Below are 18513 nucleotides of genomic sequence, written 5' to 3'. Positions count from 1 at the left end.
GGTGTACCCCCTCCGCCCCATCACCCTCGGCTGACAGGATGGCGACGGACGGCGATCGCCGCGGCGGCGGCACGGGAGGACGGCACCATGCGGGACGACGAGGCGCGGATCCGGACGCTCATCGAGCGCTGGGCGGAGGCGGTACACCGGGGCGACCTGGACGCCGTGGTCGCCGACCACGGCGACGACATCGTGATGTTCGACGTGCCGCCTCCCCACGACGGCGTCCGCGGCCTCCCCGCGTACCGGCAGGTGTGGCCACCGTTCTTCGACTGGCAGGCCCGCGGCGCCTCCTTCGAGATCGTGTCCCTGGAGGTCACCGCCGGCGACGACGTGGCGTTCGCGTACGCCCTGCTCCGTTGCGGAACCCCGGAGGACCTCGCCCAGGACCCCGGGATCCGGCTCCGCCTCACCCTCGGGCTGCGCAAGCAGGACGGCCGGTGGGTGGTCGCGCACGAGCACCACTCCTTCCCGCACGCGGGCTGACCGGCCGCGCGCATCGCGCGCGGTCCGCGGCGGGCGGGAGTGGTCCGGCGGCGCGATAGCGTGCGCGGCATGACAGACGACTTCGACGTGCGGCGGGAGCTGGCCGCGGGCATGACGGACCCGGCCAGGGCCCTGCGCTTCGTGCGCGGCTTCGCCGGGCACTGGCTCGCGCCCCTGCAGGAGGGCGACGGGTACGGTGCGCCCGAACTGACCGCCGCCGAGGAGCGCCTGGGCTTCGCCCTCCCCGCCGTGCTCCGCGACGCCTACCGGCTCTTCGGGCGGCGCCCGGACCTCACCAGCAACCACGACACGCTGCTCGCACCCGAGCAGCTCCACGTGGACTCACGCGAGGAGGCGCTGGTCTTCCGGTACGAGAACCAGGGCGCCGCGTCATGGGGCATCCTCCTCGCCGACCTGCACAAGAGCGATCCGCCGGTCGTCATGAAGCCGGACCTCGCGGACAAGGAGGCCGAGCGGTGGTCGGCGTGGCTGGACCGCTTCTCGTGGGCCTGCGTCGAGATCGTCCTGTCGGAGTCGCTGCACGAGCCGTTCGAGCTCTGCGACTTCCGCACCGACCTCGACGAGGCCCACTTCGACGCCCTGGACGGGCGGTTCACCCCGCTGCCGTTCCCCGCGTACCCGCCCGGTGAGGACCTGGGCGCGCGCTGGTACGCCGGACCCGACGTCATACTCCGCGAGGACGACCGCACCTGCCTGTGGGCGCGGGCCCGCACCGAGGAGGCGCTCGACCGGGTGCGCGACGACCTCCCGGGCGACTGGCTCAACGACCCCCGCTGACCCCGGGCCCCGTCGCCGTACGGGTTCAGCCGAGGGGGACGTCCTCCTGGCGGAGTGCCTCCAGCGCGGGGCCGTACATGCGGGTCTTGATCGTGCCGAGCGTGGCGCCCGCCTTGCCGGCCAGGGGGCGGGCGAGGGCCACGGCCGCCTCGCGGACCTCGTCCTCGCCCGCCGTGCGGTCCACGATGCGCTCGGCCAGCGCGTCGAGGCCGCCGTAGCGGCGCGCGGTGGTCATCGCCTCGTGGGCCGTCTGCGGGTGCAGGCGGGCCTGGATGAGGGCCGACATGCCGGGGGTGAAGGGGATGTTGATGTCCGCCTCGGGCAGGCACCAGTAGCCGCGGTCGGCGCGCATCACACGGAAGTCGTGGGCCAGCGAGAGCATCGCGCCCGCGGCGAAGGTGTGGCCCTGCAGGGCGGCGACGGTGGCCACCGGCAGGGTCAGGAAACGGGCGAGCAGGGCCTGCACCCCCGTGACGTACGCGCCGGACTGGTCCGCGTGGGCGAACAGCCACTCCAGGTCGAGCCCGTTGGACCAGAACTTGCCGGTGGCCGCGGTGACCAGGGCCCGCGGCCCCTCGGCCTTCTCCACCTCGTCGAGCAGGGCGTCGACGGCCGCGAGCCAGTCGGGGTGGAAGCGGTTCTCGGTGTCCCCGAGGTCGAGGATGAAGACGTCGTCCTGGCGGTCGAGCGTGGGCATGGCTGCTCCTTGGGGCGAAGGGCGGACGGCCGGGTCGCTGCGGGAACGCGGAGCCGGGCGGGCGCTTCCGCCCTGGCTCCGCGAACGGCATACCTACCGGCCGGTAACCTCGGTGGTCCGCATCGTACAGGGAGCGGCGCGGCCTGTCCCCACCCAGGACGTCGCGTCAGGCGACGACCACCGGATGCCGCACCACGGCGTCGAAGAGGTAGCCCTGGGTGTTGAACACCGCCTCGTCCGGCTGGGTCCGCCCCGCGGTGTCGGTGGCGCGCGCCAGCAGCACGGCCGGGCCCGGTGTGCGCGGCCGCCACGGGACGGTCCAGCGCACCCACCCGTCCCGGCGCGGGACGTCGCGCAGTCCGGCCCGCCGCCAGGTGGCACCGCCGTCGGTGCTGACCTCCACCTTCCGCACTCCCCCGGCCCCGGACCACGAGCGGCCGTGCAGGATGCTGCGGACCCCCGCGGAGAATGCGGCGCCCGCCTCGAGTTCGAAGGCGCTCTTGAGGGTCTGCCGGGTGAGCGGCACGCTGCCGGCCTCGGGGAACCCGGGGCCGAACAGCCGGTAGAAGTCGGTGTTCCACGGCGAGTACAGCGGCTCGGCCGAGACCTCGATGTCGCCGACCCACTTGACCGAGGAGATGCCCACCCACGAGGGCACGAGCACCCGCACGGGACGGCCGTGGTCGTGCGGCAGCGGAGCACCGTTCATGGCGTAGGCCAGGATCACGTCGTCCAGCGCCTTCGCCACGGGCAGGGGCCTGCGCACGCGGCCCAGGCTGACGCCGCCCGTGACGTACTCGTCGTCGAGACCACGCGGCATGACGTCCACCGCGTGACGGGTGACGCCCGCCCGCCGCAGCACGTCCGACAGGCGCGCGCCGCGCCACCGGGCCACACCGACGGCACCCAGGGTCCACGCGGTGCCGGAGACCGGCTGTCCCTGCTGGGAGGTGTAGAAGCTCCGGCCGTTGCCCGCGCACTCGACGAAGGCGGTGCGCTCCACCGGCGGCAGCGCACGCAGGTCGTCCAGGCCGAACTCCACGGCGGCGTCCGGGCCCGGGCCGCCCCGCAGCCCGCTCCCCCAGACCTTCAGCCGCCAGGTCGCGGCGTCGACGACGGGGGTGGACGTGTGGTTGCGCACGAAGAAGCGGTCGGCGGGGGTCAGGTAGCCGGTCCCGCGCAACGCCTCCCACTTCGTCTCGGCATTGGTCCCGCGGAGGGTGAACCACTCGTCCGGCAGCGGCTTGACGATTCCCTGGGAGGTCGCGGCCGCGGCCCTGGCCGGTCCGGGCAGGGCGAGGGCGGCGGTGCCCGCGGCGAGCAGGGTGAGCACCTCACGGCGGGACATCCCGTCGCCCCGGGCCCGTCCGGCGAGCCATTGGCGCAGCCGCAGGCGGTCGTAGGAGGCCTCGTCGACGGGAACGGTGGAGCGCGGGGCACGGGTCATGACGGTCCTGCTTCCAGTGGCGGGGAACGACCGAGGACGTGCGGAGGACCGCGCACGGCGGCGCGGTGACAAGGGGGGTGAACCGGAGCGGGGTGGCGACCCTGAGCGCTCAGCGACAACAGCGGCGCGACGCGGGAACGCGCGGCGTGCCGACGGTGCGTGCGGCCGTGACGGCCGGGCTGGTCGAGTTCACGCGCCCATCGTAGGGGCGGTCCGACACGGCGTCAGCCCCGTCCCCCAAGTGCATCGCCATGTCGCCGGGCGGGGCCCCGCCGCCCGGCGTGCTGACGGTAAGTCACCTCGGGCGTTCCGCTGGTGCGTTCCGCCTCGGTGTGGTTACCTTGCGTCATGACCCTGCTCGTGACCCGCCGCCACGTGGACTACGTGCGTGTCACCAGCATGGGCTGTCGCGCCGAGCGCTGACGCCGCGCCTCCGGCCTCCTGCCGCCGTCACCGGCCGCCGATCATCCCTTCCGCTTCCTTGCCTTCCCCTGCCCGGGACGCGTTCGCCTGCCGTCCCCGGCTGCTCTTGGGCGTGCCCGAGCCCGCCCCCGCACCCGCATGCGCACCGAGGGAGAACCATGAGCCAGCCCATCGACTCCGTCACCGCCGGCCACACCCCGGAGGAGGGCCCCGGTACAGGGCCCGACACCTCCGCCTGGTCGTTCGAGACCAAGCAGATCCACGCCGGCGCCGCGCCGGACCCGACGACCGGAGCCCGGGCGGTGCCGATCTACCAGACGACGTCGTTCGTCTTCCGCGACACACAGCACGCGGCCGACCTGTTCTCCCTCGCCGAGCCCGGCAACATCTACACCCGGATCCACAACCCCACGCAGGACGTCCTGGAGCAGCGGGTCGCCGCCCTGGAGGGCGGTGTCGCCGCGGTCGCGCTGGCCTCCGGGCAGGCCGCGGAGACGCTTGCCATCCTGAACGTCGCGTCCGCCGGGGACCACATCGTGTCCAGCACCTCGCTGTACGGCGGCACGTACAACCTGTTCCGCCACACGCTGCCCCGGTTCGGCATCGAGGTGTCCTTCGTCGACGACCCGGACGACCTCGACGCCTGGCGCACCGCGATCCGCCCCGGTACCAAGGCGCTGTTCGCGGAGACGCTCGGCAATCCGCGCGGCAACGTCCTGGACGTGCGGGCGGTCGCGGACGTCGCGCACGAGGCGGGGGTGCCGCTCATCGTGGACAACACGGTGCCGACGCCCTACCTGCTGCGGCCGATCGAGCACGGCGCGGACGTCGTCGTCCACTCCGCGACGAAGTTCCTCGGAGGCCACGGCACCACCATCGGCGGGGTCGTGGTCGACGGCGGCAGCTTCGACTTCGGCGCCCACGCCGAGCGCTTCCCGGACTTCAGCGCCCCGGACCCGAGTTACCACGGGCTGCGCTACTGGCCGGCCCTGGGCCCGGGGGCGTACGCGGTCAAGCTGCGCGTCCAGTTGCTCCGGGACATCGGCCCGGCCATCGCCCCGCACTCCGCCTTCCTGCTCCTCCAGGGCGTGGAGACGCTCAGCCTGCGCATCGAGCGCCATTCGGCCAACGCCCAGGCCCTCGCCGAATGGCTGGAACAGCGTGACGAGGTGGCCGCCGTGCACTACCCCGGGCTGCCGTCCAACCGCTGGCACGCCGCGGCACGGCGCTACCTGCCGCGCGGAGCGGGCGCGGTGCTCGCCTTCGAACTGCGCGACGGCGTCGAGGCGGGCAAGCGGTTCGTGGACGCGGTCGAACTCTTCAGCCACCTGGCCAACATCGGCGACGTCCGCAGCCTGATCATCCACCCGGCGTCGACCACGCACAGCCAGTTGGACGAGGAGCAGCTCGTGGCCACCGGCACCTCGCCCGGCCTGGTGCGCCTGTCGGCCGGCCTGGAGAACCTCGCCGACCTCAAGGCGGACCTGGAGGCCGGGTTCCGCGCCGCGAAGGGCGCGTCCTGAACGCCACGCCTGCCGCCGCACTCCCCCTCCCGCCGGCCTCCGGGGCCTGGCGGGAGGGGGACCCGCCGGGCCGCCGCCGGTGGCACGCGCTGGAGAAGCCGCTGCCGCTGGAATCGGGCGGCGAGCTCCCGGGGGTGCGGATCGCGTACGAGACGTGGGGCAGGCTCTCCCCGGACCGCTCCAACGCGGTGCTGGTCCTGCACGCCCTCACCGGCGACAGCCACGCCGCCGGGCCCGCCGGGCCGGGTCACCCCACGCCCGGCTGGTGGGACGGGGTGATCGGACCGGGCCGCGCACTCGACACCGACCGGTGGTTCGTGGTGGCGCCGAACGTCCTGGGAGGCTGCCAGGGCAGTACGGGGCCGTCCTCGTACCGGCCCGGCGGACGGCGCTGGGGCGGTGCGTTCCCGCACCTGACGCAGCGCGACCAGGTCGCGGCCGAGGCCGAAGTGGCGGACGCGCTGGGCATCGGCCGCTGGGCGCTGGTGGTCGGCGGGTCCATGGGCGGGATGCGCGCCCTGGAATGGGCCGTGTCGCGGCCGGAACGCACGGAGGCACTGCTGCTGCTCGCCTGCACCGCGGCGGCGAGCGCGGAGCAGATCGCCTGGGCCAACGTGCAGTTGCACGCCATCCGGGACGATCCGCGCTGGCGGGACGGCGACTACCACGACGCCGCGCCGGGGCACGGCCCGCACGCGGGGCTCGGCCTGGCCCGGCGGCTGGCCCATGTGACGTACCGCAGCGAAGCCGAACTCGGCGCCCGTTTCGGGCGCGCGCCGCAGGAGGCGGAGGACCCGTGGCGCGGCGGCCGCTACCAGGTGGAGTCCTACCTGGACCATCACGCGGCCAAGCTGGTCCGGCGCTTCGACGCGGGGAGCTACGTCGCCCTGACCCGGGCCATGAACGGGCACGACGTCGGCCGCGGACGCGGCGGGGTGAGGGCCGCCCTGCGCCGGGTGACCGCCAGGACCGTGGTCGCCGGGGTCTCCTCCGACCGCCTCTACCCGCTCGCGCAGCAGGAGGAGCTGGCGGCCGGCATCCCCGGCGCGGGGCCCGTCCGGGTCGTGGCCTCCCCGTACGGGCACGACGGCTTCCTCATCGAGACCGAGCAGGTCGGCGAGCTCGTCGGAGAGCTGCTGGGCCGGGCGGGGCCTTAGAGGGCGGGCGTTCGCCGCGGCGCCATGCCGCGGTCACCTCCGGGACGTCTCGGCCTGTGACGGTCGGAGAAGTTGGCTATACAACTTTGCCCCGAGGAGTGACCGTGTCCGCCCTGTCCAGCTTTCCCGTCGGCGACCTGCCGGCGATGTGGCTCCGCGACAACTGCCCCTGCGCCGAGTGCCGCGACCCGCGGTCCGGGCAGAAGCTGTTCCAGATCGGTTCCCTGCCCGCCGGGCTGCGGGTGGGCCGGGCGGCCGACGCCGCCGGGGACGGCCGGCCCGCCGTCGAGGTGGTCTGGGAGCCCGACGGGCACCGCTCGTCGTATCCGCTGACCTGGCTGGAGGCCGCCCGTCCCGGCCGGACCGGGCACGGTGACCTGCGCACCGAGGCCGGGAAGGAACTGTGGACCGCGCGCGAGGTCGCCGGGCGGCTGCCCGAGGCGGACTGGGAGGAGTACCTGGGCGAGCCGGGTGTGCGGGCCCGGATGCTGGAGTCGGTGCTGCGGCTCGGCTTCATGGTGCTGCGCGGTGTGCCCGGGCGTGAGGGCCAGGTGCTGGAGGTGGCCGAGACCTTCGGGTTCGTCCGCGAGACCAACTACGGGAAGCTCTTCGACGTGCGCGTCGAGCCGGACCCGAACAACCTCGCCTTCACCTCGGCCGCCATCACGCCGCACACCGACAACCCGTACCGGGATCCCGTTCCGACGCTCCAGTTGCTGCACTGCCTGGTCAACGACGCGGACGGCGGCGACTCCGGTCTCGTCGACGGCTTCGCGGCCGCCGCGCTGCTGCGCCGCGAGGACCCGGAGGCGTACGACGTGCTCACCCGCACGCCCGTGCCGTTCGTCTTCCGTGACGCGGGGACCGAACTGCGGGCCGACCGCCCGCTGATCGGCACCGACCCGCTGGGCCGCGTGCGGGAGGTGCGGTTCAACAACCGCTCGATCGGCACGCTGCGGATGGCCGCGGACGAGCTGGAGGCGTTCTACGCGGCCTACCGCACCTTCGCCGAGCTGATGCTCCGCCCCGAACTGCAGCTGGACCTGCGGCTCGCGCCCGGCGACTGCCTGGTCTTCGACAACACCCGGCTGCTGCACGCCCGCACCGCCTTCGCCCAGGACGGGGCGCGCCACCTGCAGGGCTGCTACGCCGACCTGGACGGGCTGGCGAGCTCCCTGGCCGTGCTGCGCCGCGCGGACACCCTGGAGCCGCTGGCCGAACTGTTCGCGGGCGCGGTGTCCGCGGAGTACCTGGGCGAACCCGTCACCATGGCCCAGCACATGCTGCAGGCGGGAGCCCTGGCCGAGGCCGCCGGTGCCCCGCCGCACCTGGTGGCCGCCGCGCTGCTGCACGACATCGGGCACGTGGAGGGCGAGGTCGTCACCGGCCGGGACCTGATGACCGGCCACGACAACCGGCACAGCCACACCGGCGCCGACCTGCTGGGCCGCTGGTTCGGGCCCGAGGTCACCGAGCCGGTGCGGTTGCACGTGGCCGCCAAGCGCTACCTGTGCGCGGTCGAACCGGGGTACCACGACCGGCTGTCGGAGGCGTCGAAGTACACCCTGGAGGTCCAGGGCGGTGTGATGACCCCCCGCCAGGCGGCCGAGTTCGCCGGGCTGCCGGGCGCGGCCGACGCGGTCGCCGTCCGCCGCTGGGACGAGGAGGCGAAGGACCCCGACGCCCTCACCCCGCCGTTCGCGCATTTCCTCCCGCTGCTGGCCGCGCTGATGCGCGGGTAGACGGCAATCCCCGGGGTGGCGGTCTGGGGCCGGTCGGCGCTGCGCGGGGGTGGTGGATGGCCGGGGTTCGGGCGCCGGAGCGGGCCGCCTCTCCGGTGGCATGGGTCTCGTTGCCGTCCGCGTCTGCGGGTGATTCCCCGGGATCGGGCTCTCCTTCGCCGTCCGTTACGGCGGGAGCGAGCCCGATCCCGCCCAGCCCGGTCGGCAGCAGCCGCACCCAGGCACCACCCGCGCTGCCGAGGCGCTGTCGAAGGGATGCCGTCGGCCGGCACGGCGTCAGGTCGCGCCCGGACCCCGGTGCCGGATCGAGCGCTCCCGCTCGATCGCCAGCCGGCGGATGCGCTTCGTACGGCCTGCGGCCGCGAGCCGGTTCAGCACCGCGGGCTCGTCCGAGGACGCGCCGAGGCACAGTTGGAGCCAGTCCGACCAGGACTCCGGAACGGACGCGTCGCCGAGCAGGGCGGTCACCGACGCGCTCTGCAGGACGCCGAGTTCGCGGGCGCGCCGGGCCGCGTACGCACGGCCGCGCTCGGTGCCGAGCCGGTCGGTCCAGGCCGGGCGGTCGGAGGGCGGGAGGCGACCGAGGGCGTGCAGGACGATGCCGAGGGCCACGCACGGGTCGGGTTCGACGGCCACGGCGTCGTACAGGTCGGGCAGGCAGGCCGGGTCGTCCAGGGCCCGCCGGTACAGGGCCCAGCGCTCGTGCTCGTCGGAGAGGTCGTCACAGAGATCGGCGCAGGGGTCGCCGGGGGTGGCGCCGAGGCGGTGGGCGAGGGCGGCGGTGACCTGGTCCAGGCCCCGGGACACTCAGTCCTTCCCGGGACGGGGGCTGTGGCGGCGGCCGAGGGTGGAGGCCGCCACGGAGTTGTGCACCGTGAAGGCGATGGTGCCGGGCAGGTAGCGGTCCTCGGACCACTCCACGGGCGCGCCCTCCGGATCGGTGGTGCGGCGCCGCTCGCGCAGCAGGACCTGCCCGGGCGGGCAGTCCAGGAGGCGGGTGTCGTCGGCGTCGGCCCAGGCCAGGTCGATGGTGTGGTCGGCGTCGGTGAACAGGACGCCGTGCGCGACGAGGGCCTCGGTGTGCGAGACGGTGTCGGGCGGCAGTTCGGCCACCAGGGCGCCGATCCGGGCCGGGTAGAGGGAGCGTTCGACCATCACCGGCTCCCCGGACAGGGTCCGCACCCGCAGCACCAGGTAGACCTCGGCGCCGTCCTCCAGGCCGAGCTGATCGGCCTCGGAGGGCTCGGCGGGCCGCCGCACCACGCTGTCCACGCGGCCGCCCGGGGTCTCCCCGATGGAGCGGGCCCAGTTGGTGAAGCTCAGCAGCTCCGAGAAGCTCTGTGCCCGCGGGCCCCCGAGCACCGTGCGCCGGGTGCCGCGGCGCGAGGTGACCAGGCCGTCCGAGCGCAGCACGGCCAGCGCGTGCCGGACCGTGCCTCGGGAGACGCCGTAGCGCTCGGCGAGGGTGCCCTCGGGGGGCAGTTTGGTGCCGGCGGCGTACTCGCCCGCGATGATCGCCTCGCGGAGTCCGGCCGCGACCTTGCGGTAGCGCAGCTCGTCGTCCGGGGTGCCCTGCTCCTGCCGCACCGTGGTCTCCTGCGCTGCTCGTGCCGTGCGGCCGCCCCTGCGGGCGGTTCCCCCGACCCTACCCGCAGGGGACGGGGGACGGGCGCCGGCCGGTCCCCCGACCCCCGTCCCCTCCGGCGTGCCTCACACGGAGTGGACGGTTCCCGCGTACCGCTGGACGAAGCGGGTGCCGGTGCCCGCGGTGACGGTCACGTCGTAGCGGCCGCCGTCGGTGCGCCAGGTCATCCGGGTGCGGTCGCCCGCCTTGACCCACACGGTCTGCTCCTTGCCGGCGAAGTCGTTCGGCGTGAGCGTGAAGGCCACCTCGGTGCCGCCGTCGTTGCGCAGGTAGAACTCGACGGCCGCGTTCTCCGGGCGCCCGTCGTGCCGCAGGGTCGCCGTGACCCCCGGCACGGCGACGTCGTCCTGGCCGTCGGGGACGACCGTCCCGGAGAAGCGGCGGACGAAGCCGTCGGCGCCGTGCACGGAGAAGTCGTAGCGGCCGTCGGTGGCCGCCGCGTCCCACACGTACGTGCGCGACGAGCGCGGCGGGACCGTGAACGGCGCGCCGGTGAAGGGCAGCGCCGTGTTGGGCAGCACGGTGAAGTGGTAGCCGACGGTGCCGTCGTTGGTCAGCCTGCAGGTGACCTTGCCCTTGTCGCGGTCGACGGTCACGTCGGCCCACGGCCGGTACGGCAGCGGGCGGTGCGGCCGCCGTCCCTCCTCCTGCTGCGGCATGGCCGAACGGTCGGGCACCTTCACCGCGGGCAGCGCGTTGTTGGCGTCCGCCTTGGCCATCAGCGCGACGGTGTCCGGCAGCGCGGGGATGCTGTAGTCGGGCTTGGTGAAGTCGAAGCAGCTGGTGAGGTCGCCGCAGACGGTGCGCCGCCAGTCCGAGATGTTGGGCTCCTTCACCCCGGTGACGCGTTCGAGGAAGCGCAGCACCGAGGTGTGGTCGAACACCTGGGAGTTGGCCCAGCCGCCGCGCGACCACGGCGACACGACCCACAGCGGCACCCGGCTGCCCAGGCCGATGGCCTTGCCGTTCGCGAACTCGTCCTTGGTGCCCGGCTCGGGGAACGGCGGGATGACGTGGTCGAAGTAGCCGTCGTTCTCGTCGTACATGAGCAGGAAGACGGTGTGCTTCCACACGTCGGGGTTGGAGAACAGCGACTGCAGCGCGGTGTTGACCCAGTGGGCGCCGTAGTCGGGGCTGGCCGCGGGGTGCTCGCAGAACAGGTACGGCGCCACCAGCCAGGAGACGGTGGGCAGCGTGCCGTCCTTGCAGTGCTTGTCGAACGCCGTCAGGTCGAACTTCGTCATGGCGTTGACGTAGCGCGGGTCGTCCTTGGGGAACTCGTGGAACTGCGAGAAGTACGACAGGGCGTTGTCGTCGTAGTCGCCGTTGCGGTCGTCCGAGCCGTCCGGGTTGTGGTAGACGCGCCAGGTGATGCCCGCGTCCTCCAGCCGCTCGGCGTACGTCGTCCAGTCCGCCACCGGGTTGTCGGTGACCGGGGTGTTGTCGGTCCACGGGCCGGTGGTGCCGTCGACGCCGGGGCCGGCGGTGCCGGTCCACAGGTAGAGGCGGTTGGGGTCGGTGGGGCCGTTCAGCGAGCAGAAGTAGCCGTCGCAGAGGGTGAAGGCGTCGGCGAGCGCGTACTGGTAGGGGATGTCCTCGCGGGTGAAGTAGCCCATGGTGCGCTCGCCCTTGGCGGACACCCACTTGTCCATGGCGCCGTTGTTGACGGCCGAGTGGCCGCTGTCCCAGTCGTGCGGCAGGCCGCCGGCGTTCTGGGCGTTGTACTTGGTGGTGTCCATGCGGAACGGCAGGAGGTGGCCCTCCTCGCGTCCGCGGGCGGGCTGGCGGAACACCGGGTCGCCGTTGGACAGGACGGCCGCCTGGCGGTCGCCGAAGCCCCGTACGCCGCTGAGGGTGCCGAAGTAGTGGTCGAAGCTGCGGTTCTCCTGCATCAGGATCACCACGTGCTTGACGTCGTCGATGCTGCCGTGCCGCGGGCCGTGCCCGGCGGCCTCGGCCGTGCCGGAGAGCCCGACGGCCGCGGCGGCTCCCGCGGCGGTGCCGATGAATGCGCGGCGGCTGAACTCGGTCATGGGGAAGGTTCCTTAGGTCGTTCGGGGTCAGCCGCGGGCGGACAGGGAGAAGGTGACGACGGCGGCGGCGTGGTCGGAGGGCCAGCCGTTGCCTGCGGTGTCCGGGACGGGCCGGGGCCAGCCGGTGACCAGGGTGTGCGCCTCGACGACCTTGAGCGGGCCCGCGTACTGGACCTGGTCGATGCGGTCCTGGGGCTCCGCGCCGCCGTCCTCGTGCCGCGGCCTGACGGGTGACCAGGTGGTGCCGGGGTCCTTCACGGGGCTGGAGTGATCGGCGCGGAAGGCGTCGGTGAGGCCGGCGTCCTCCAGGGCCTCGGTGACGGGCCAGCGGAGCCGACCGGCTCCCCCGTGCGCGGACGAGGTCCGGCTCGTCCAGTCGCGGTGCGACGGCGAGGCGAGGCCGGCTGCGAGCACGACGGGACCACGGGAGGCGATGTCGCGGCGCATCGCGGCCACCAGCGCCTGCGTCTGCCGGTAGCGTGCGGTGCCCTTCTCCGCCGCCTCGACCTGCGCGGCCGTGCGGCCCGCGAGCACCGCGTAGGGCCCGTAGCCCGCCTCGTCCAGCTGTGCCGTCCACAGCCGTACGGTGCGGTCGCCGGGCAGGCGCAGCGTCGCGGCGGCGGCCGGCAGCGAGGCGGTGGGGGCGACGGTGTCGGTGAGCGGATGGCGGCTCACGATGCCGAGGCCGCCTGCCTGGTGCACGTGCCAGCCGAGCGCGGCGGCGAGCCGCTGGGCGCCGTCGTCGCCGCACTCCTGGAGCGCGACGGCGTCGAGGCCCTGGGTCAGCACCAGCCGCAGCTGCTTCTCCAGCGCGCCGTCGACGTGGCTGCCGGCGTCCCACAGGTTGAGCGTGGCGACCTTCAGCGTCAGCCGGTCCCTGCTCGCGCGCACCGGCACCTGGACGGTGACGGTGTCGCCGCCGACGGCGCTGTCGGTGACGGCGACGACCAGCCGGCCGGGGGTGCGCGGCGCGAGGGCCGGGGCCTTGCCGCTGACGGTGCCGTCCGCGGCGACGCTCAGCCACGGGTCGCCGCCGGCGCGCTTGAAGGTCGCGCTGCCCTCGGCGTTGCCCTCGGGCCGGATCCACAGGCCGCCGAGCGCGACGGAGAAGGAAGTGCCCGCCGTCTGCTCGGCGGTGGTGACGGCGTCCACGACCGCGTGCGGGCGCGGGATGACCGGACGCGGCACGAAGCTGAAGGGCGCGGTGCGGGCCAGGATGCCGTAGCCGTCCTTGGCCAGCAGGTAGGCCGTGTACGGCCCGCCGCTCAGCCCGGAGGTGTCGATGGTGATGTCGCCGGACGCGGCGGGGGTGTACTCCCAGGCGAGGGAGGCGCCGTTGCCGGGGACCCGGTCGCCGTCGTAGACGCCGATCCAGTTCTTCGGGTGGGGCGCGTCGGTCGTCCAGTGGAAGGAGACCTTGTCGCCCTCGAACGGCTTGGGGGTCCGCAGCTCGACGAGGTCGCCGGTGGGCGGGCCGGCGAAGCTGAACGGCTCGGTCTTGGCGAGGATGCCGTAGCCGTCCTTGGCCAGCAGGTAGACGGTGTACGGGCCGCCGCTCAGCCCGGACGTGTCGAGGGTCGTCCTCCCCGAGGTTCCGGTGACGTACGTCCACACCAGCGAGCCGCTGCCGCTGCCCGGCTGGCGGTCCCCGTCGTAGACGCCGATCCAGTTCTTGGGGTCGGGCGCGTCCGTCGACCAGGTGAAGGTGAGTTTGTCGCCGCGTTGCGGAGGCGTCGTGGAGTCGAGCGCGACGCTGCTCCCGGATGCGGCGACCTGTGAGAGGGATGGCACGGTGTTGGGTCCTCTCCGCCCCGGCGCCGCCGCGGCGGCGTTCGGGTGGGCAAAGTTGTCTAGATAACTTCGCTCCCAGCAAGCCGTCCCACGGCGACGAACCCGTGAACGACGGGTTGCCGCCGTCCGGGAATCAGGCGGAAATCTGAGGTCGGCGCGCGCGGCGGGACAGGCCTCCGTCCGCCCCCGCGACCGCCGTGAGCAGCGACGTCATGGGGATCGGCATGCTCCGCGACGGGTTCCGCACCCGAATCGGCGGCCTCCCCCCGAGCCGCCGCTCAGGGGGAGGCGGCGTCATGCACCGTTCAACGGTGCACGTTCCGCTGCGCGCAGGCGACCCCTTCAGCAGGTGAGGTTGCCGCCCGGGGTGACGCCCAGGATCTGGGTGAAGCGCTGGTAGTTGTTGACGCGGCTCTGCACCTGCGCCGGGTTGCGGCCGTCGCATTCGAGGGACCCGTTGATGGAGCGGATCGTCTGGCCGAAGCCGGCCTGGTTCACCATGGCGTTGTGCGGGGTCATGGTGCCGGGGCCGCTCTGGGTGTTCCAATACCAGAGGCCGGTCTTCCAGGCCACGGCGGCGTCCTGCTCGACGAGCCAGGGGTTGTGGAGCAGGTCGATGCCGAGGGCGTCGCCGGCCGCCTTGTAGTTGAAGTTCCAGCTGAGCTGGATCGGGCCGCGGCCGTAGTAGGCGGACTGGCCGGCGGGGCAGCCGTAGGGCTGGCTCGTGTCGCAGTAGTGGGGGTAGTTCGCGGTGTTCTGCTCGACGATGTAGACCAGTCCGCCGGTCTCGTGGGCGATGTTGGCGAGGAAGGCGGCGGCCTCCTGCTTCTTCACGGTGTCGCTGCCGGTCTTGGCGAAGCCGGGGTACGCGGAGAGGGCGGCGACCAGGCCGCTGTAGCTGTAGAAGGAGTTCCGGCCCGGGAACATCTGGTTGAACTGGGCCTCGCTGACCACGAACCCGGAGGGGTTGCCGGGGTTGCCCGGGTCGGTCGTGCCGCCGCCGCAGGTGCCCTGGTCGGCCCAGACGCCCCATTCGCCGGTGGTGCCGGGGGTCTCGCCCTGCGTCCACCACTTGGCCTGCCAGTTGTGGCCGCTGTAGGAGGCGGTCATGCCGCCGGTGTAGACGGCGCCGGCGCTCCACGGCGTGGCGCAGGTCGCGGCGGAAGCCGTGCCTGCGGGGAGCGCCACCGCCAGTCCGGCGGCGGCCGTGAGGGTGGTCAGGGCGGCGAGGGTACGTCGCATCACCGTAACTGCTCCTTGTGTGGGGGGAGTTGCGTATCGCACTGAGCAATGAACCGGATTGGCCTATACCTGTCAAGGTCTAGACCAACATCCCCCGCACGCCCCGGCCACGGCCACGGGTTGAGGCTCCGCCCCGTCGGCGTAGCGTGGAAGCAGGCCGGTGCCGGTGGCGGGCGGGCCCGCGGGGGAAGGTGCGCGCCGGGCCGCACCGCCGGCCCCAGGCGGGCCCCGCCCCCGGGCGGGCTTGCGTCGTCAGCGCACGAGGAGCGTCGGCCATGGGCAAGCCCTCAATCGACCATCTGCGGGAGCGCGTGCGCGGGGCGGTGATCACCGCGGACGAGGACGCCTACGACAGGTTCCGGCAGGTCCACAACGCGATGATCGACCGGCGGCCGGCCGTCATCGTGCGCTGCGCCAACGCCGGCGACGTCATCGCCGCGGTGGACTTCGCCCGGGAGAACGGGCTCGACCTGGCCGTGCGCGGCGGCGGCCACTCCGTACCGGGCTTCGGCACCTGCGACGACGGAGTCGTGGCGGACCTCTCCGCGATGCGCTCCGTACGCGTCGACCCCGGATCACGCGCCGCCCGGGCGGAGGGCGGCGCCACCTGGGGCGACGTCAACGCCGCGACGTACGCCTTCGGGCTGGCCACCACCGGCGGCATCATCTCCACCACCGGCGTCGGCGGCCTCACCCTCGGCGGCGGCATCGGCTATCTGAGCCGGGGCCTCGGACTCAGCTGCGACAACCTGATCTCGGCGGACGTCGTCACCGCGGACGGGCGCTTCCTCGTCGCCAGCGAGAAGGAGTACGACGACCTGTTCTGGGCGCTGCGCGGCGGTGGCGGCAACTTCGGCGTGGTCACCTCGTTCCAGTTCCGGCTCAGCCCGGTCAAGGACATCTACGGCGGCCCCGTCTTCTACGACCTCCAGGACGCCGGCAGCGTGCTGCACGCCTACCGCGAGGTCATCGCCGACGCACCCGAACAGCTGGGCAGCTTCCCGGCGTTCCAGATCGCCCCGCCCCTGCCCTTCATCCCGCCGGAGCGGCACGGCAGGGTCCACGTCGCCACCGTGAACTGCTGGGCCGGACCGCTCGACGAGGGCGAGCGGGCGCTGCGGCCGTTCCACGACATGGCGCCGGTCGTCGCCGAGCACATCGGCCCGATGCCGTACCCGGCGCTCAACACCGCCTTCGACGGCCTCGTCCCGCCCGGTCTCCAGCACTACTGGAAGGCCAACTTCGTCACGGAGCTGACCGACGAGGCCATCGCCGCGCACCTCGAGCACGCGCCCGGCCTGCCCGCCGTGAACTCGACCGTGCACATCTACCCGATCGACGGCGCCTGCCACCGCGTCCCCGCGGACGCGACCGCTTTCGCCTACCGCGACGCGTCCTTCGCCACCGTGATCGCCGGCATGTGGCCGGATCCCGCGGCCAACGAGGCCAACGTGGCCTGGGTGCGCGACTACTACCGCGCCCTGGCGCCGCTCTCGGAGGAGGGCGGGTACGTCAACTTCATGGCCGGGGACGACCAGGGGCGGATCCGGGCCAACTACAAGGGCAACTACGACCGGCTCGCCGAGGTCAAGCGGACGTACGACCCCGGGAACCTGTTCCACCTCAACCAGAACATCACGCCGTAACGGCGGCCGGGGCCGTTGCCACGCCGGCCCCGGCCCCGGCACGGTGGCGGCTCAGGAGAAGCCCACGACGCCGTGCGGCCGGTAGGGGCTCTCCAGTTCCTTCAGCTCCTCCTCGGTGAGACGCACGTCCAGCGCGGCGACGGCGTCCCGCAGGTGCGCCTCCTTGCCGACGCCCACGATCGGCGCAGTGACCCCGGGCTTGCCCAGCAGCCACGCCAGGGCGATCTGGGCCCGCGACAGTCCGCGCCGTGCCGCGATGGTCGCGACGGCCTCGACGATCACGCGGTCCTCCTCGAGGTAGAGGGTGCCGCCGAACTCATCGGTCTCCTGCCGGGCGCTGACGGCGTCCCAGTCACGGGTCAGCCGCCCCCGGGCGAGCGGGCTCCAGGGGGTGACGCCGACGCCCTGGTCCGCGCAGAGCGGCAGCATCTCGCGCTCCTCCTCGCGGTGGAGGAGGTTGTAGTGGTTCTGCATGCTGACGAACTTCGTCCAGCCGTGGCGCTCCGCCGTGTACTGGGCCTTGGAGAACTGCCAGGCGTACATGGAGGACGCGCCGATGTACCGCGCCTTGCCCGACTTCACCACGTCGTGCAGGGCCTCCATCGTCTCCTCGACGGGGGTGTGCGGGTCCCAGCGGTGGATGATGTAGAGGTCCACGTAGTCCGTCCCGAGACGGCGCAGGCTCGCGTCGATCTCGGTGAGCACGGCCTTGCGCGACAGGCCCGCCCCGTTCGGGCCGGGGCGCATGCGGCCGTTCACCTTGGTGGCCAGCACGATCTCCTCGCGGGACGCGTACTCGGCGAGGGCCCTGCCGACGATCTCCTCACTGGTGCCGTCGGAGTAGACGTTGGCGGTGTCGAAGAACGTGATGCCGGCCTCGACGGCGCCGCGTATCAGGGGTCGGGCGGCGTCCTCGTCCAGCGTCCACGGGTGGCTGCCGCGCTCGGGTGTGCCGTAGCTCATGCAGCCCAGGCAGATCCGGGAGACGTCCAGACCGGTGCTGCCGAGTTTCGTGTACTCCACGTCCATGCCTCCGCGGGGTGGTGTGGTGGCTTCGGTTGCCGAAGGCCGCTCCCGAGTATGCAAGCCGGTGGATCTTCGCGTCGACGGGCCCCGGCACCACGCGCGGTGGGAAGCGGTGGGAACCGTCCACAATGTCCGACAGGGCAAGGAAAGCCACCTGTGCACCACTGCGGGACTTCCGTCCCATGAGCGACGTGGGCGATGTCACATGCCCCGATTTGCGCGGTTCATCATGGCTATGACCTGCGGCTTTCCGGAATCGCTCACTCCGCTTCCGGCGACTGTGCAGGTCAGGCCCTTGCGCCCGCGGGAATGCTCCCGCAGAGTCCTGACGTATCCGGCCCCGGCCGCGCAGCGCGGCAGCCGGCATTCCGGGCGGGGGCTAGCTGAAAGGGTCCTCGTCTCACATGCGCAACCAGGCCAAGCACCGCCGCGGGCGTTCCCTGCGGCTCAAGCTGTCCGCCGCGGCTGTCGCCTCCGCCGCGGCTTTCGGCGGCACCGCGTGGGCACTCCAGCAGTCCGGCTCGGACGGCGCCGGGGCGGACCGCTCGTCCGGCTCGTCCAAGGTCCACGTGACCTCGATCCTGCCGAGCGCGTCCGAGCAGCCGGAGCACGGCCTGGTCGACGCCGACAGCGGCCGGCGTGACGCGGCACCGGAGGCGAAGGGGACGAAGGGCGCCGGCACGACGCCCTCGAAGGGGTCGGCCCCGGCCAAGGCGGAGGTGAAGGCCAAGGCCAAGAAGCCCAAGCCGAAGCCGGTGAAGACCACGCCGAAGCCCGCCCACACCAAGCCGGCCCAGCCGAAGCCCCCCGCGAGCACGCCGACCCCGAAGCCCAGCCACACCGCCACCCCGCCGGCG

14 protein-coding genes and 1 pseudogene are annotated in these 18513 nt (G+C 73.4%); 7 read left to right on the top strand and 8 right to left on the bottom strand.

The window, feature by feature from the left end:
- Positions 1–87: 87 nt before the first annotated feature.
- Together PV350_RS33100 and PV350_RS33095 are read left to right on the top strand one after the other, a co-directional pair.
- Positions 88–486 (top strand): nuclear transport factor 2 family protein, encoded by a 399-nt coding sequence (locus PV350_RS33100; RefSeq protein WP_499515715.1) that lies wholly within the window; start codon positions 88–90, stop codon positions 484–486.
- A gap of 69 nt (positions 487–555) precedes the next feature.
- Positions 556–1284, top strand: a complete 729-nt coding sequence (locus tag PV350_RS33095) for an SMI1/KNR4 family protein (RefSeq protein WP_499515714.1) — start codon at positions 556–558, stop codon at positions 1282–1284.
- 25 nt (positions 1285–1309) lie between these two features.
- Here the strand turns inward: PV350_RS33095 and PV350_RS33090 are convergent, their stop codons facing one another.
- Together PV350_RS33090 and PV350_RS33085 are read right to left on the bottom strand one after the other, a co-directional pair.
- Complete coding sequence (locus PV350_RS33090; RefSeq protein WP_499515713.1) at positions 1310–1981, bottom strand: enoyl-CoA hydratase-related protein; 672 nt, start codon at positions 1979–1981, stop codon at positions 1310–1312.
- Between the two features lie 166 nt (positions 1982–2147).
- Positions 2148–3428: a sulfite oxidase gene (locus PV350_RS33085; RefSeq protein WP_499515712.1), complete on the bottom strand. Its 1281-nt coding sequence runs from the start codon at positions 3426–3428 to the stop codon at positions 2148–2150.
- A 581-nt stretch (positions 3429–4009) separates the two neighbouring features.
- Between PV350_RS33085 and PV350_RS33080 the strand changes: the two genes are divergently transcribed.
- The 3 genes from PV350_RS33080 (at position 4010) to tmpA (ending at position 8273) form a co-directional block, all read left to right on the top strand.
- Positions 4010–5374 carry a bifunctional o-acetylhomoserine/o-acetylserine sulfhydrylase gene (locus PV350_RS33080; protein WP_500337364.1) on the top strand — a complete coding sequence of 455 codons (1365 nt, stop codon included), beginning with the start codon at positions 4010–4012 and terminating at the stop codon, positions 5372–5374.
- Positions 5371–6531, top strand: a complete 1161-nt coding sequence (gene metX, locus PV350_RS33075; RefSeq protein WP_500337365.1) for a homoserine O-acetyltransferase MetX — start codon at positions 5371–5373, stop codon at positions 6529–6531. Before PV350_RS33080 ends, metX begins: the two co-directional genes overlap by 4 nt.
- Positions 6532–6635: 104 nt before the next feature.
- On the top strand, positions 6636–8273 hold the full coding sequence (gene tmpA / locus PV350_RS33070) for a 2-trimethylaminoethylphosphonate dioxygenase (protein WP_500337363.1): 1638 nt from the start codon (positions 6636–6638) through the stop codon (positions 8271–8273).
- Between the two features lie 276 nt (positions 8274–8549).
- On the opposite strand, the gene PV350_RS33065 is transcribed toward tmpA, so the two are convergent.
- The 5 genes from PV350_RS33065 to PV350_RS33045 form a co-directional block, all read right to left on the bottom strand.
- Entirely contained in the window at positions 8550–9080 is a 531-nt protein-coding gene (locus tag PV350_RS33065) for a hypothetical protein (RefSeq protein ID WP_500337362.1), read from the bottom strand.
- Positions 9081–9860, bottom strand: coding sequence for a GntR family transcriptional regulator (locus PV350_RS33060; protein WP_499515708.1), 780 nt, complete (start codon positions 9858–9860; stop codon positions 9081–9083).
- Positions 9861–9983: 123 nt separating this feature from the next.
- Positions 9984–11951 carry a phosphocholine-specific phospholipase C gene (locus PV350_RS33055; RefSeq protein WP_500337361.1) on the bottom strand — a complete coding sequence of 656 codons (1968 nt, stop codon included), beginning with the start codon at positions 11949–11951 and terminating at the stop codon, positions 9984–9986.
- Positions 11952–11978: 27 nt separating this feature from the next.
- Positions 11979–13742 (bottom strand): endonuclease/exonuclease/phosphatase family protein, encoded by a 1764-nt coding sequence (locus tag PV350_RS33050; protein WP_499515706.1) that lies wholly within the window; start codon positions 13740–13742, stop codon positions 11979–11981.
- A gap of 342 nt (positions 13743–14084) precedes the next feature.
- A complete protein-coding gene (locus PV350_RS33045; RefSeq protein ID WP_499517017.1) occupies positions 14085–14984 on the bottom strand; it encodes a glycoside hydrolase family 19 protein in 900 nt (299 codons plus the stop codon).
- 275 nt (positions 14985–15259) lie between these two features.
- Between PV350_RS33045 and PV350_RS33040 the strand changes: the two genes are divergently transcribed.
- Positions 15260–16630 (top strand): FAD-binding oxidoreductase, encoded by a 1371-nt coding sequence (locus tag PV350_RS33040; protein WP_500337360.1) that lies wholly within the window; start codon positions 15260–15262, stop codon positions 16628–16630.
- A 51-nt stretch (positions 16631–16681) separates the two neighbouring features.
- Here the strand turns inward: PV350_RS33040 and PV350_RS33035 are convergent, their stop codons facing one another.
- Positions 16682–17653 (bottom strand): aldo/keto reductase, encoded by a 972-nt coding sequence (locus PV350_RS33035; RefSeq protein WP_500337359.1) that lies wholly within the window; start codon positions 17651–17653, stop codon positions 16682–16684.
- A gap of 407 nt (positions 17654–18060) precedes the next feature.
- On the opposite strand from PV350_RS33035, the pseudogene PV350_RS33030 reads away from it, so the two are divergent.
- A pseudogene (locus PV350_RS33030) lies at positions 18061–18513 on the top strand (hypothetical protein); the annotation flags it as partial.

It is taken from the genome of Streptomyces sp. PA03-6a, assembly GCF_033792765.1.
GTDB lineage: Bacteria > Actinomycetota > Actinomycetes > Streptomycetales > Streptomycetaceae > Actinacidiphila.
The sequence above is the reverse complement of the archived record's forward strand: the minus strand, read 5'-3'. Positions and strand labels throughout refer to the sequence as shown.

Coding starts and splice junctions, on each gene's coding strand:
- PV350_RS33090 (WP_499515713.1), bottom strand. CDS start 1,981: ATGCCCACGCTCGACCGCCAGGACGACGTCTTCATCCTCGACCTCGGG.
- PV350_RS33100 (WP_499515715.1), top strand. CDS start 88: ATGCGGGACGACGAGGCGCGGATCCGGACGCTCATCGAGCGCTGGGCG.
- PV350_RS33040 (WP_500337360.1), top strand. CDS start 15,260: ATGGGCAAGCCCTCAATCGACCATCTGCGGGAGCGCGTGCGCGGGGCG.
- PV350_RS33085 (WP_499515712.1), bottom strand. CDS start 3,428: ATGACCCGTGCCCCGCGCTCCACCGTTCCCGTCGACGAGGCCTCCTAC.
- PV350_RS33080 (WP_500337364.1), top strand. CDS start 4,010: ATGAGCCAGCCCATCGACTCCGTCACCGCCGGCCACACCCCGGAGGAG.
- PV350_RS33045 (WP_499517017.1), bottom strand. CDS start 14,984: ATGCGACGTACCCTCGCCGCCCTGACCACCCTCACGGCCGCCGCCGGA.
- PV350_RS33055 (WP_500337361.1), bottom strand. CDS start 11,951: ATGACCGAGTTCAGCCGCCGCGCATTCATCGGCACCGCCGCGGGAGCC.
- PV350_RS33095 (WP_499515714.1), top strand. CDS start 556: ATGACAGACGACTTCGACGTGCGGCGGGAGCTGGCCGCGGGCATGACG.